Below are 13,209 nucleotides of genomic sequence, written 5' to 3'. Positions count from 1 at the left end.
CTATCGATGGGCGATTATCTGATCCCGATGGTCCTGATGTCGTTTCGAGGGCGGGAGTCATGGATGCGCGGGGTCGACAGATCGAGCGGATTGCCGTCGGCGCACGGACCGGTGCTGCACGCGGTCCGGCCGGTTACCGGGGTTCCCCGGTGGGCACTGCTCGAAAGGGAGTTGTTCGCCGCGCTGGACAAGGCCTGGCGGCTGTTCTCCGACCGCTACACCGAGAGTGACGGGCGGCTCGTCTTCCGGGACCGGCTCGGGGTCGGGCTCGACGGCCGTGACGGGGTCGACGACTTCTACGAGCCGTTCTTCAACTGGCCGACCCTGTATCTCCTCGGCGGCAGCGCCGACCTGCTGCCGGCGGCACGCCGTCACTGGCGCGGAGTGACGGCTCAGCTCACCGAGATGGGCATGCTGGTCGACGGATACGAGCGCGGCTACGACTGGTTCCACCAGGGCGAGGGGATGCTGCTCTTCTACGGCCTGTGCCTGGCCGACCCGGGCGATCCCGAACTGCGCGCACTGGCCACGCGGTTCGCCGACCTGTACCTCCCGGACGGACCGAACTTCGACCCCGTCCATCGCATCGTGCGCGCCCCGCACAACGGCGCCGTCGGCCCGCGCTGGGGCTTCGCGGACGAGGACGCGTACTTCCCCTGGAGCCTGGCACTCCGCCCGTACGGCCTGCCGCTGGACGGCATCGAGGGCGTCACACACTTCGACGACTTGGCCTCCGACCCGGAACGGGCGCGCGCGTACGGCCGGGCGATGTGGGAGCGGATGGGGCGCGGCGACACTCTGGTGAACCTGGCCGCCACCGGGCTGGCCGCCAACGCGTCACTGCTCACCGGGGACAGCCGCTACGCCGACTGGGTCGCCGCGTACACCGGCGCCTGGCAGGAGAGGCTGACCGGGCGTGACGTGCTGCCGGACAACGTGGCACTCGACGGAACCGTCGGCGGCCACCTGGAGGGACGCTGGTACGGCGGGCACTACGGCTGGTCCTGGCCGCACGGCCTGTCCTCGGTTGCCTCCGGCGCGCTCGTCGGCGCCACCAACGCGGCGTTCCTGACCGGTCAGCGCGGCTATCTGGACCTGGCCCGCAACCCGCTGGACGCGGTACTCCGGCAGGCCGAGCAGCGCCGGCCGGAGGAGCGGGGGACACTGGGTGAGCGCTGGGAGCCGCATCTACGGGCCATGACCGCCGAGCGGACCCTGATGGTGCCGCAGCGGCACAACGACTCCGGCTGGTTCGACTACACCGTCATGCCCACCCAGCTCCCCATGGCTCTCTGGCACTTCAGCCGCGAGGAGTCCGACCGGGAACGTCTGGAGCTGCTGCGGGCAGGGGCCGGCTGGGACTGGTCGGCCGTGCACACGCAGCGCATCAAGGACGAGGCGGGACACGAGGAGCCCTGGTACGAATTCCTCCAGGGCCGGAATCCGGGCTTCCCCGAGCAGATGCTGCGCTCCGCCCTGGAGTCCAGCGCGGAGCGGGTCGCGGCGATCGAGAACGATCCGCTGGACCCGGCCATCGGCCCCGACGCGCTGGGCATCCACCACTGGCAGCACCTCAACCCGGTGGTCACCGAGGCCCTGCTCCAGCTGACGACCGGCTCACCGCAGATCCTCTACAACGGCGGCCTCACCCACCTGCATCTGCGCTACCACGACGCTGTGGAGCGCCGCCCGGGGCTGCCGTCGGACACCGCCGCCCTGGTCACGGACATCCGGCCCGGGAACACGGTGGTCGAACTGGTGAACTCGGGCGCGTCGGCGCGGTCGGTGCTGGTGCAGGCCGGCGCGTTCGCCGAGCACCTGATCAGAACTGCGGCCGTGGACGCGGCGGCCCCGGTTCCGGTCGACGGGCCGTACTGCCGCGTCCAACTCCCGGCCGCGACCCGCGTCCGGCTGACCCTGACGATGTCCCTGCGCGGCGCCCGTGCGGCCTGCGCGTCCCCCTGGGAGACGGTGTGAGTGACACGGACAGCGTGACCGGGACGTTCTTCCCGGCAGAGCGGGCGGCGACCCGGCTGCCCTTCGGGCTGCCCCGGCTCGGTATCGGCACCGCACCGCTCGGCGGCCTGTTCACTGAAGTGAGCGAGGACGAGGCGGCACGGACGCTGCGCGCGGCCGGCGACGCCGGGATCCGCTACTTCGACACCGCGCCCCGCTACGGACACGGCCTCGCGGAGGCACGGCTCGGCCGGCTCCTCGGACCCGCCGGTGTGAGCGACCCGCTGATCTCGACGAAGACCGGATGGCTCCTGCGGCCCCGGCCCGACGGGTCCCCGGGCGAGGTCGTCCCCGACTGGTCGGAGCGCGGCATCCGTGCCTCCGTGGAGTCGAGCCTGGCCCGGCTCGGCCGCTCACATATCGACATCCTCTATCTGCACGACCCGGACGACTTCCCCGACGAGGTGCGTCGTACCGCGTATCCGGCGGTACGACGGCTGCGCGAGGAGGGGCTGGTGCGGGCCATTGGCTTCGGCATGAACCACAGCGCCCCGATGGCCGCCCATGTCGCGGAGTTCGAGATCGACGTGGTGCTGATCGCGGGCCGGTTCACCCTCCTCGACCACGAGGCGCTGGACGCGCTACTGCCTCTGTGCGCGAGGACCGGCACCGCGGTGGTCGTGGGCGGAGTCTTCAACACGGGGCTGCTCGCCGACCCCTCCCCCGGTGCCATGTTCAACTACCGTCCGGTGCCCGGTCGGACGCTCGCGCGGGCGCGCCGCTGCCACGAGCTGTGCGCCGCCCACGGTGTGCCGCTGACGGCGGCCGCCGTGCAGTTCCCGGCCCTCCACCCGGCGGTCACCTCGGTGGTCCTCGGCTGCCGCTCCGCCGCCGAGGTCACGGCCAACGCGGCCGCGGCGCGCTTCCCCGTACCCCGCGAGCTGTGGCGGAGTCTGGCCGACGAGGGCTTCGTCCCGCGCGAGCTGGTCCCGTAGCGTACGGCGCACCGCGCTGCGCAGCGGATCCGGTGCGAGCGGGCCGCCGGGCACGGTCAGGTCTGCTGGACCGGCTCGTACACGTCGGAGTGGAGTCCGAAGGTCCAGGCGACGCCCTCCCTCGCCGTCCTGGTCCCGGGCGGCACGCGGAGCCAGTACGTGCGGTGGGTGCCGTCCGGCTCGGGCGTCGAGTTGACCACCTCGACCATGACGACGTCCTCGTCACCGGAGAGCGCGATCCGCCAGAGGACGCCCGTCTCGTCGCGGTGGACCGGTTCGGCGCCCGACTCGGTGAGATAGCGGTCGTAGCCGTAGTACTCCAGCATCACGCGGCGCAGTTCCGCGTTCTCCTCGGAGCGGATGCGCTCCGGGGTCAGCGCGGCCAGACCGTCCAGGAACTCCGAGGGCACGGGCATGCCGCGCCAGGCGTGGAGCGCGAAGCCGTCCGGGTAGGACAGCGCCGGTCCGTCGCCCCGGTCGAGGCGGCCCGCCTCGTCGCGGTGCAGGGCCTCCGGACGCTCGCAGATCACCACGGCCCGCTCGTAGGGCCACCACCAGCCCGCGTTCCGCGCCACCGCCGCCAGCCCGTCGAGCCTGTCGCCCCGGCCCTCGAACGCGGCGAGCCACGCCGCGTCGTGCTGCCCGAGGACCGCGTCGAGCAGGACCAGACGCACCCGGGACCCGGCCTCCGCGTCCTCACCGGCGAGGTCGGCGACCACCCCGGCCCGTATCCGCTCGGCGAGGCCCGCCGTGGTCTCCCAGAGCTGGGCGCCGGTGGCCGACCAGAGGGCGGACCAGCCGGCCGGGCCCAACGCGTCGTACACCCGGCGCCGTTCCTCCGCCCACGGACGGGTGCGCACCTCGTCGCGCACGGAGCGCCCCGGGCCGGTCAGCTTCCCGACGGCCTCCACGGCCTCCCTGGGCGAGCCGGCCCAGACGAACTCCTCCGGCTCGGCGAGCCCCGCGACGCGGTAGGCGAGCCGCACCCCGTCCTCGGCGGCCGCCCGGTCCGCCGCGCCCGTCGCCGCCGCCACGGCCCGCCAAGAGTCCACGTACTGCATCGGTTTCCCCGTCCCCTGTTTCCGCTGTTTCCGCTGTTCCGCTGTGATTGCCTGATCCCGCACCGTGCGGTCCCGCCGCCGCTCAGTCGGCGACGACGCGGACCGCACCCGGCGCGTACTCCCGCTGGCGCACCACGCGGAACCAGCCCTGGGGCAGCGGGATCGTCGCGTGCTCCTCGTGGACCACGCGCCCGCCCTCGGGGAGGTGGAGCAGCATCGGGCCGAAGACCCCGCCCTCCCGGATCAGCCGGCCGGGCCCCGGCACGGCGTGCGCGTGGCCGGTCACCTCGCCGAGCGCGAGCACCAGCCGGCCCCGCGCGTCGCGCAGTTCGCCCGCCGCCTCCAGGAGGTGCGCGGGCACCGCCGACTCCTCCAGTGGCACGATCAGTACATCGCCCTGCCGGTACACGGGCCTCTCCCCTCCGCGGCGGCACCCGGTGTGCCGGCCACAACGAAAACGCTACGGCGGGGGTCTGACAATCGGCCGTCGAGCCGCCCCGGGCGGGGCCGGTCGCCGCCTTGTCAGTGGGCCTTGATAGACCTTGCGGACATCAACCGCCGCCGTCATCAGGAGCTCTGGGCATGTCCGTGGACCACCTGCACGAGTTGCTCGGCCTTCCGGCCGTCGATTTCCAGTCCGGCACGGACGGCGGCCCCCGGCCCGCCGCCGACGCCGCCGCCTGGCGGGTGTCGATCGACGCCTACGAGGACGAGGGCACCTGGGAGGAGGAGTTCGACGCCTTCCTGGCGGAGGTCGATCCGGCGGGCGTCCGGGCCCTGATCATCGGGCAGTGGGGCGAGTCGTACGAGGAGAAGTCCTCGTATCCGATCGGTCTCGTCATCGCGGCCGCGGACCGGCTGACGTCGCTGGAGGCGGTGTTCGTCGGGGATCTGACGATGGAGGAGGCGGAGATCTCCTGGATCGAGCAGAGCGACGTCACGGCGCTGCTCGACGCCTTCCCCGCGCTGGTGGAGCTGGGTGTGCGCGGCGGCTCCGAGCTGGTGTTCCCGGCCGCGAAGCACGAGCGGCTGCGATCGCTGACCATCGAGACGGGCGGGCTGCCGCGCGAGGTGGTGCGCGGTGTCCTGGAGAGCGAACTGCCCGCGCTGGAGCGGCTGGACCTGTGGCTCGGTGTCTCGGCCTACGGCGGCGACGCGGACGTGTCGGACCTGGCACCGCTGCTCGCCGGGACGCGCTTCCCCGCCCTGCACCACCTCGGCCTGCGCAACAGCGAGATCCAGAACGAGATCGCGGCGGCCGTCGCCTCGGCACCGCTGGTGGCCCGGCTGCGCACCCTGGACCTGTCCTGCGGCACGCTCGGCGACGAGGGGGCGGCCGCCCTGCTGGAGGGTCAGCCGCTGACCCATCTCGACGCGCTGGACCTGCACCACCACTTCCTCACCGAGGCGATGGAGCAGCGCGTCACCGAGGCGCTGGCGCCGCACGGGGTGCGGGTGGACCTCTCGGAGCGCTGCGAGCCGTGGGACAACCGTGGCCCGGCGGGCCGGTACGTGACGGTGTCGGAGTGACGGCGCGATGATCGACATCGATCACCCCTGCTCCTTCCATCACCTGCCCGTGTTCACCCTGCCGGAACCGGGCGACGACCGCCCGCTGCCGGCGGCGGACTCCACGGCCTGGCGGCTGGACTGCGGCTGGGAGGAGCAGGAGTTCGCCACTCTCTGGCGGCACTTCCTGGAGACGGTCGAACCGGCACAGGTCCGTGCCCTGGTCATCGGCCCCTGGTGGCACGGCGACTACAGTTCCCTGGCCCCCGTGGTGGAGCTCATCACCTCGGACGCGGCCCGCTTCCCGGCGCTGCGCGCCCTGTTCCTCGCCGATGTCGTGGGCGAGGAATGCGAGGTGTCGTGGCTCCGGATGTGCGACATCACACCGGTGCTCCAGGCGTTCCCGCACCTGGAGGAGCTGGTGGTACGCGGCGGTGGCAGCGGGCTGGGCCAGGAGACGCTGGAGCTCGCGCCGGTGCGGCACGAGGCGCTGAGGTCCCTGCGTTTCGAGTCCGGCGGTCTGCCGGGCCATGTGGTGCGCGCGGTCGGCGCCTGCGAACTCCCGGCGCTGGAGCGGCTGGAGCTGTGGCTCGGCTCCCAGTGGTACGCGGGCGACGCCACGGTGGCGGACTTGGCCCCGCTGCTGTCCGGGGGCGGTTTTCCCCGGCTGCGCCACCTCGGGATCCAGAACAGTGAGATCCAGGACGAGATCGCCGCGGCGGTCGCCTCCGCCCCGGTCGTCGCGCAACTGGACTTCCTGGCGCTCTCGATGGGCACACTCAGCGACGTGGGGGGCCTCGCCCTCCTCGAAGGCCAGCCGCTCACCCATCTGGGCGGCCTGGACCTGCACCACCACTACCTCAGCGACGAGGTGGCGGAGCGCTTCAAGGAGCTGTCCGAGCGCCACGACGTCCACGTGGACCTCTCCGAGGCGGACTACTGGGACCCCAAGGATGACGAGCCCCGCTATGTCGCGGTCAGCGAGTAGCGGTCCGCCGCGCCTCGCGGTCGTCGGCAACCCGGGCAGCCGTCGCGTCTCCCTCTTCCAGGCCGCGGTGGCCGCCGCCGGCCTGCCCGAGGCGCGTACGGTCCCCTGGCTCGGCGTGCTGCGGGGCGGGGCGCGCTTCCGGCCCGTCGAGACCGTGCGCATCGAGTCACCGGGCGAGGACGCGGAGGTGGACCGGCTGCTGCGCGGAGTCGACGACCCGACGCGGGTGGAGGGTTCGGCCCTCTGGTACGCGCGGTTCACCGCCGCCGTACGCGAGGTGGCGCGCGCCGCCCGGGAAGCCGGCGCCCTCCTGCTCGACGGCCCGGCGGACATCGCGGCGCTCTTCGACAAGCGCCTGTGCCACGGGGTGCTGGACGCTGCCGGGGTGCCCGTCCCCGCCTCGCCGACCTCGGGACCGGCCGGGTCCCCCGTGCGCGGCTGGGACGACGTGCGGGACCTGATGGCCGCCCACCGCATGCCGCGGGTGTTCGTGAAGCCCGCGCACGGCTCGTCGGCCTCCGGTGTGCTGGCCGTCGAGACGGCCGGCGGGGGCCGGGTCCGGGCGGCCACCTCCGTCGAGCGGGACCCGGCCGGCCGGCTCTACAACTCGCTTCGGGTGCGCCGGTGCACGACGGAGCGCGAGGTCGCGGCGGTGATCGACGCGCTGGCGCCCGACGGGCTGCACATCGAGCGCTGGCTGCCCAAGGCCACCCAGCGCGGCCGGGCCGCCGACCTGCGCGTCGTCGTGGTCGCCGGCCGGGCCACGCACGCCGTGGTGCGTACCAGTGCTTCACCGATGACCAATCTGCACCTGGGCGGGGCGCGCGGCGACCTGGCCGGGGTGCGGGCGGCCGTCGAGGCGGCGGGAGGCAGTTGGGGCGAGGCCCTGGCGATCTGTGAGCGGGCCGCCGCCGCCTTCCCGGCCACCCTGTGCGTCGGCGTCGACCTGCTGCCCCTGGCCGGCTGGCGGCGCTTCGCCGTCGGCGAGGTCAACGCCTTCGGGGACCTGCTGCCGAACCTCACCGGCCTGCCCGGCAGCGGTGCCGAGGGCCTGGACACCTACGCGGCGCAGATCGCCGCCGTACTGGAACGAGCAAGGAACGACCGTGTCAGCACCACCCCCTGAGTACCGCTCCGAGCGCGTCTCCGAGCACGTCTCCGACCCCGATATGAGCGAGGTCGTGGGCAGCCACGACCTGCTGTTCGTCACTCTGGACACCCTGCGGTACGACGTCGCGGCCGAGCTGGCCGCCGCCGGGCGCATCCCGAATCTGGCCCGCCATCTGCCGGGCGGCGTCTGGGAGGAGCGGCACGCCCCGGGGAGCTTCACGTACGCCTCCCACCAGGCGATGTTCGCGGGATTCCTGCCCACCCCGGCCGCGCCCGGGCCGCATCCCCGGCTGTTCGCGGCCCGGTTCGCCGGCAGCGAGACGACGGCGGAGCGCACCTTCGTGTTCGACACCCCGGACCTGGTGTCGGGGCTCGCGAAGGAGGGGTACCGCACGGTGTGCGTCGGCGGTGTCGGCTTCTTCAACCTCCGGGGTCCGCTGGGTTCGGTGCTCCCCGGGATGTTCCAGGAGGCGCACTGGGAGCCGGAGTTCGGCGTGGCCTCGCCCACCTCGTTCGAGGCGCAGGTGACCCGCGCCGAGGAGGTGGTCGCCGCCCTGCCGCCGGGCCGGCCGCTCTTCCTCTTCGTCAACGTCTCCGCGCTCCACCAGCCGAACTGGTTCCACCGGCCCGGAGCGACCCGGGCCGCCGGTGACAGCCGCGCGACGCACGCCGCCGCCCTGGAGTACGTGGACGCCCACATCGGCCGGCTGTTCGCCGCCGTGAGCAGCCGCCGCCGCGCCTTCGCCATCGTCTGCTCCGACCACGGCACGGCCTACGGCGACGACGGCTACACCGGTCACCGGCTCGGCCACGAGTCCGTCTGGACCGTCCCGTACGCCCACTTCTTCCTGGAACCGGGGGCCGTCCGATGACCCTGACGCACACCGTCCGCCCGTACGAGAGCTATGTGTACGCCTACCCGCACAAGACGGCGTACCGCCCGCTCGCCGAGCAGCCCGGCGGGCGGCCGGCGCTGCACGAGCTGTGGGCGGGGGAACGCAAGGACGCGCTCTCCCTCTATCTGCACATCCCGTTCTGCGAGGTCCGCTGCGGCTTCTGCAACCTCTTCACCCGGATCGGCGCTCCCGGCGAGCTGGCCGCACGCTATCTGGACGCGCTGGACCGGCAGGCGGGCGCCGTGCGGGAGGCGCTGGGCGACGCGGAGCCGGTACGGTTCGCGGCGGCGGCGTTCGGCGGGGGCACGCCCACCTTTCTGACGGCGGGCGAGCTGGAGCGGCTGTGCGACATCGCGGAGAAGCGGATGGGCGCCGATCTGCGGTCCGTTCCGCTGTCCGTGGAGACGTCACCGTCCACCGCGACGGCCGACCGGCTGGCCGTGCTCGCCGAGCGGGGCGCGACCCGGATCAGCATCGGGGTGCAGTCCTTCGTGGAGGCCGAGGCGCGCGCGGCGGTGCGCCCGCAGCACGCGGCCGACGTGGAGCAGGCGCTCGGGCGCATCCGGGACACCTCCATACCCGTGCTCAACATCGATCTGATCTACGGGATAGACGGCCAGACCGAGCGCACCTGGCAGACCTCGCTGGACGCCGCGCTGCGCTGGCGGCCGGAGGAGCTGTACCTCTACCCGCTCTACAAGCGACCGCTGACCCCGCTGGGCCGGCTGTCGAGGAGCGAGGCCGACGCCGCCTGGGACGAGCAGCGCCTGCGCCTGTACCGGGCCGGCCGCGATCACCTCCTGGCCCACGGCTACGAGCAGGTGTCGATGCGGATGTTCCGCCGCGCCGACGCCCCGCGCGCGGACGGGCCCGACGACTACGCCTGCCAGACGGACGGCATGATCGGCCTGGGCTGCGGCGCCCGTTCCTACACCTCGCGGCTGCACTACTCCTTCGACTACGCGGTCCGGACGAACGAGGTCCGGGGCATCATCGACGCCTACACGGCCACCGAGGACTTCTCCCGCGCCGAGGTCGGGCGGTACACCGAGGGGGACGAGGCGCGCCGCCGCCATCTCCTCCAGTCGGTGCTCCAGGCGCAGGGCATGCCCGTGGCGGAGTACCGCGAGCGGTTCGGCAGCTCGCCGTACGAGGACTTCCCGGAGGAGCTGGCCCGGTTCGGGGCCCGGGGCTGGCTCGACGGCGGGGCCCCGGCCGAGGGGCTGCTGCGGCTGTCGCCGGAAGGGCTGGCGTACTCCGACGCGCTGGGCCCGGAGCTCTTCTCCCCCGCCGTACGGGCCGCGATGGCCGCGTACGAGCTGAAGTGAGTCACCCGTGGACCTGACCATTCTCTACCGGGGGCCGCTCGCCTCCTGCGACTACGACTGTCCGTACTGCCCGTTCGCCAAGCGGCGCGACACCCCGGAGCAGCTGCGGGCGGACCGGGCGGCGCTCGAACGGTTCACCGCGTGGGCCGCGGCGCAGACCGGTGACCGGATCTCGGTGCTGTTCACGCCGTGGGGCGAGGGCCTGGTGCGCTCCTGGTACCGCCGGGCGATCGTGGAGCTGGCGGGCCTCCCGCATGTACGCCGCGTCGCGATCCAGACGAATCTGAGCGGCCGGACGCGGTGGCTGGCCGAGGCGCCAAAGGCGGCCCGCGAGCGGATCGCGCTCTGGTGCACGTACCACCCGGGGCAGACGCCGTACGAGCGTTTTCTCGGCCGGTGCGCGGAGCTGAGGGAACTCGGGGTCCGGCACAGTGTGGGTGTCGTGGGGTTCGACGCCCATCTCGGCGAGGCGCGGCGGCTGCGCGCGGCGCTCGCGGACGAGGTGTACCTCTGGGTCAACGCCGCCGAGGGGCACACCTACACGGACGAGGAGGCGGAGCGGTGGACGGCGATCGACCCGCTGTTCCCGTACAGCCGCCATCCGCACCGCTCGGCGGGCCTGCCCTGCCGGACCGGTGAGTCGGTGATCTCGGTGGACGGGGACGGCACGGTGCGCCGCTGCCACTTCGTCCGGGCGGAGCTGGGCAATCTGTACGACGGCAGCTATCGGCGGGCGCTCGGGCCACGGGCCTGCCCGCTCGCCGTCTGCGACTGCCACATCGGCTACGTGCACCTGGAGACGCTGCCGCTGTACGACGTCTTCGCGGGCGGGGTCCTGGAGCGGATACCGGCGGCGCTGACGCTGTCCCCGGTCGCCGCGACGCGGTCGCGGGGCGACTGAGGACAGCGGAGGGGTTGGTCAGAGCGGCAGCAGGTCCGGCCGCTTCGGCACGACGTGGTCCCCGGAGGACTCGCCGCGCAGCCGCCGCCCGATCCACGGGACCAGGTATTCGCGCGCCCAGTGGATGTCGTCGCGGCGGATCTCCAGCGTGCCGCGCGGGGGCTGCGGCGGCCACGGCTGGTCCGGGTCGGCCGGCACGTCGAGGCCGAGGACCTGGGCGGCGCGGAGCGCGACCCGGGTGTGACCCTCGGGCGACAGGTGGAGCCGGTCGCCGTCCCAGGCGCGCCGGTCCTGCACCGAGCGCAGCGACCAGAGGTCGAGGACCGGGCAGTCGTAGCGGTCGGCGATGGCCCGGACGTGGGCGGTGTAGGTGGCGATCTTGCCGCGCAGATGGCGCAGCACGGGGATGCCACGGGTGTCGAAGCCGGTGGTGACCATGACGGTGCCGACCGACCGCGTGAGGTCGGCGACCGCCCGCTCGAAGCGTTCGGCCACGTCGTCCGGGTCGGTGCCCGGCCGGATGATGTCGTTGCCGCCTGCGCAGAAGCTCACCAGATCGGGGGCGAGCTCCTTGGCGCGGGGCACCTGCTCCTCGACTATCTGGTCGAGGAGGCGTCCTCGTACGGCGAGATTGGCGTACCGGAAGTTCCCGTGCGCGGGAACGGGTGGGCTCACGAGGCCCGTCGGTGTGCCGGGCTCGGGAAGCCGGTCCGCGAGGAGTACCGCGAGCCGGTCGGCCCAGCCGACGAATGTTCCGTCCGGGCCGGTGTCGCCGACTCCCTCGGTGAAGCTGTCGCCAATCGCCGCGTACGACCCGATGGCGCCCTGTCGGTCGATGACGCCCTGTTGGATGTTGTTCGAATCGTCTGCCACAAACGCATATCCTGCACCCCGGAATGTGACCTACGCGACCGTAATAAGGGGTTGACGGGGGGTGAGATAAACCACCCGGTCAGTTTTCGGTAAAGAGGGAATAAGAAGAGGGACGGAGCGCTGCGGCGCTCCGTCCCTCTTCGTTGTTCAGTGACCCGGATCACCGGGCCGGTACCACGTGGATCAGACGTAGATCCCGTGGGACGCCAGGTAGGCGATCGGGTCGATGTCCGAGCCGTACTCCGGGCCGGTGCGGACCTCGAAGTGGAGGTGCGGGCCGGTGGCGTTGCCGGTGGAGCCGGAGAGGCCGACCTGCTGGCCCGCGGTCACGGTCTGGCCCGCCGAGACGGAGAGCGAGGACATGTGGCCGTACTGGGAGTAGTGGCCGTCGGCGTGCTTGATGACGACCTGGTTGCCGTAGGCGCCGCCCCAGCCCGCGGTGACGACGGTGCCGGAGGTTATCGCCTTCACGCTGGTGCCGGTGGAGACGGGGAAGTCGATGCCGGTGTGGCTGCCGCTGGACCAGTTGGCACCGGAGGCGCGGTAGGCGGTGGTGTGGTTGCCCGGGACCGGGTGGACGTAGCCGGAGGCGTTGTCCTGGGCGGCCGGGGCCTCGGTCTTGGCCTCGGCCTGAGCCTCGGTCTTCGTCTCGACCTTGGGGGCGGCCTTGGGGGCGGCCTTCGTCTCGGTCTTCTCCGCCGTCTTGGCGGGGGCCTCGGACGGAGTGGCGGCGGCCGGGGCCGCCTTGGCGCCGAGGGTCAGCTTCATGCCCGGGAAGATCAGGCTCGGGTTCTCGCCGACGACCTCGCGGTTGTCCTGGTACAGCTTCTGCCAGCCGCCCTTGAGGTGGTGCTGGGCCGCGATCTTCGACAGGTAGTCGCCGGAGACCACGGAGTAGGTGGTGGTGCCGGTGCTCTTCGCGGGCTTGGCCGGGGCGGTGTGCGCGGCGGCCGACGTCGACGCGGCCGGGGCGGACTGCTCCGCGGCGTGGGCGCCGGTGGCGCCGAGCAGCGGAAGCGCGATGACGGCGCCGCCGGCGCTCGCGGCGACGACGCCGCGGGCGATGGCGCTGGACTTGGGACGGCGGTGCTTACCCGAGTTGGGCATGAAGAATTTCCTCTCCGGCGCCTGCGAGGTGAGCTGTCGGGTTCGGGCTGGAGATGCCCGGCCGCGTCTGGCGCGACTTCACCCCTAGCCGTCCGGTCGTCCCGGTCGGCGGCTTACCTGGTTCCCCCGCTCCTGCCACACGGTGAGTGGATGCGAATTCCGGACGGCGGCAGGATTGGGCGTTCCATCCGGATGGACATGGAACGTAAGCGAGCCGGGACGACGGAAACAAGCCACGGGATCGGCACCGGATTCCGCTGCGGAATTGCGGTCCGGAATTCCGGTCACACTCCGTGGATTACGGATCTTGGCTTTCCGCGCGGCGCGGGGACTACCCAGCCGGGGCGCCACCACACACCGTCACGGATATGATCCCGCTCACCAGCAAGTGATCATCTCCCACGCAACCGGGGCAGTTTGGACATAGCGCGTCAATACGGACACACCATGGCCATCGTCGCGGCGCAGCGGTTCCGAACCGTGGT

The 13,209-nt window shown here is 72.7% G+C and carries 12 protein-coding genes and 1 riboswitch; of the genes, 8 read left to right on the top strand and 4 right to left on the bottom strand.

What is annotated here, in order from left to right:
- Positions 1-63 precede the first annotated feature (63 nt).
- Both ACN6LM_RS28710 and ACN6LM_RS28705 read left to right on the top strand, forming a co-directional pair.
- Positions 64-1,977: a hypothetical protein gene (locus ACN6LM_RS28710; protein ID WP_445068290.1), complete on the top strand. Its 1,914-nt coding sequence runs from the start codon at positions 64-66 to the stop codon at positions 1,975-1,977.
- Entirely contained in the window at positions 1,974-2,951 is a 978-nt protein-coding gene (locus tag ACN6LM_RS28705) for an aldo/keto reductase (RefSeq protein ID WP_445068289.1), read from the top strand. The genes ACN6LM_RS28710 and ACN6LM_RS28705 overlap by 4 nt, the downstream gene beginning before the upstream one ends.
- 56 nt (positions 2,952-3,007) lie before the next feature.
- Here ACN6LM_RS28705 and ACN6LM_RS28700 read toward each other — a convergent pair whose 3' ends face one another.
- Both ACN6LM_RS28700 and ACN6LM_RS28695 read right to left on the bottom strand, forming a co-directional pair.
- Positions 3,008-4,012: a DUF6745 domain-containing protein gene (locus ACN6LM_RS28700; protein ID WP_445068288.1), complete on the bottom strand. Its 1,005-nt coding sequence runs from the start codon at positions 4,010-4,012 to the stop codon at positions 3,008-3,010.
- A gap of 82 nt (positions 4,013-4,094) precedes the next feature.
- The gene (locus tag ACN6LM_RS28695) at positions 4,095-4,421 is read right to left on the bottom strand and encodes a hypothetical protein (RefSeq protein WP_445068287.1); all 327 of its coding nucleotides are present in this window, start codon (positions 4,419-4,421) and stop codon (positions 4,095-4,097) included.
- A gap of 173 nt (positions 4,422-4,594) precedes the next feature.
- On the opposite strand from ACN6LM_RS28695, the gene ACN6LM_RS28690 reads away from it, so the two are divergent.
- Genes ACN6LM_RS28690 through ACN6LM_RS28665 form a run of 6 tightly spaced genes read left to right on the top strand, consistent with a single transcriptional unit; the run spans position 4,595 to position 10,744 of the window.
- The gene (locus ACN6LM_RS28690; RefSeq protein ID WP_445068286.1) at positions 4,595-5,542 is read left to right on the top strand and encodes an STM4015 family protein; all 948 of its coding nucleotides are present in this window, start codon (positions 4,595-4,597) and stop codon (positions 5,540-5,542) included.
- 7 nt (positions 5,543-5,549) lie between these two features.
- Positions 5,550-6,509: an STM4015 family protein gene (locus ACN6LM_RS28685; RefSeq protein WP_445068285.1), complete on the top strand. Its 960-nt coding sequence runs from the start codon at positions 5,550-5,552 to the stop codon at positions 6,507-6,509.
- Positions 6,490-7,635 carry an STM4014 family protein gene (locus tag ACN6LM_RS28680; protein WP_445068284.1) on the top strand — a complete coding sequence of 382 codons (1,146 nt, stop codon included), beginning with the start codon at positions 6,490-6,492 and terminating at the stop codon, positions 7,633-7,635. The genes ACN6LM_RS28685 and ACN6LM_RS28680 overlap by 20 nt, the downstream gene beginning before the upstream one ends.
- Positions 7,636-7,678: 43 nt before the next feature.
- Positions 7,679-8,491 (top strand): STM4013/SEN3800 family hydrolase, encoded by an 813-nt coding sequence (locus ACN6LM_RS28675; protein WP_445068302.1) that lies wholly within the window; start codon positions 7,679-7,681, stop codon positions 8,489-8,491.
- Positions 8,488-9,843: an STM4012 family radical SAM protein gene (locus ACN6LM_RS28670; RefSeq protein WP_445068283.1), complete on the top strand. Its 1,356-nt coding sequence runs from the start codon at positions 8,488-8,490 to the stop codon at positions 9,841-9,843. The genes ACN6LM_RS28675 and ACN6LM_RS28670 overlap by 4 nt, the downstream gene beginning before the upstream one ends.
- A 7-nt stretch (positions 9,844-9,850) precedes the next feature.
- Positions 9,851-10,744: an STM4011 family radical SAM protein gene (locus ACN6LM_RS28665; RefSeq protein WP_445068282.1), complete on the top strand. Its 894-nt coding sequence runs from the start codon at positions 9,851-9,853 to the stop codon at positions 10,742-10,744.
- Between the two features lie 18 nt (positions 10,745-10,762).
- Here ACN6LM_RS28665 and ACN6LM_RS28660 read toward each other — a convergent pair whose 3' ends face one another.
- On the bottom strand, positions 10,763-11,617 hold the full coding sequence (locus tag ACN6LM_RS28660) for an SGNH/GDSL hydrolase family protein (RefSeq protein ID WP_445068281.1): 855 nt from the start codon (positions 11,615-11,617) through the stop codon (positions 10,763-10,765).
- 183 nt (positions 11,618-11,800) lie between these two features.
- Complete coding sequence (locus ACN6LM_RS28655; protein WP_445068280.1) at positions 11,801-12,724, bottom strand: M23 family metallopeptidase; 924 nt, start codon at positions 12,722-12,724, stop codon at positions 11,801-11,803.
- Between the two features lie 3 nt (positions 12,725-12,727).
- Positions 12,728-12,883, bottom strand: a riboswitch (cyclic di-AMP (ydaO/yuaA leader).
- Positions 12,884-13,209: the final 326 nt, after the last annotated feature.

This window comes from Streptomyces sp. SAS_281 (genome assembly GCF_052542855.1).
The sequence above is the reverse complement of the archived record's forward strand: the minus strand, read 5'-3'. Positions and strand labels throughout refer to the sequence as shown.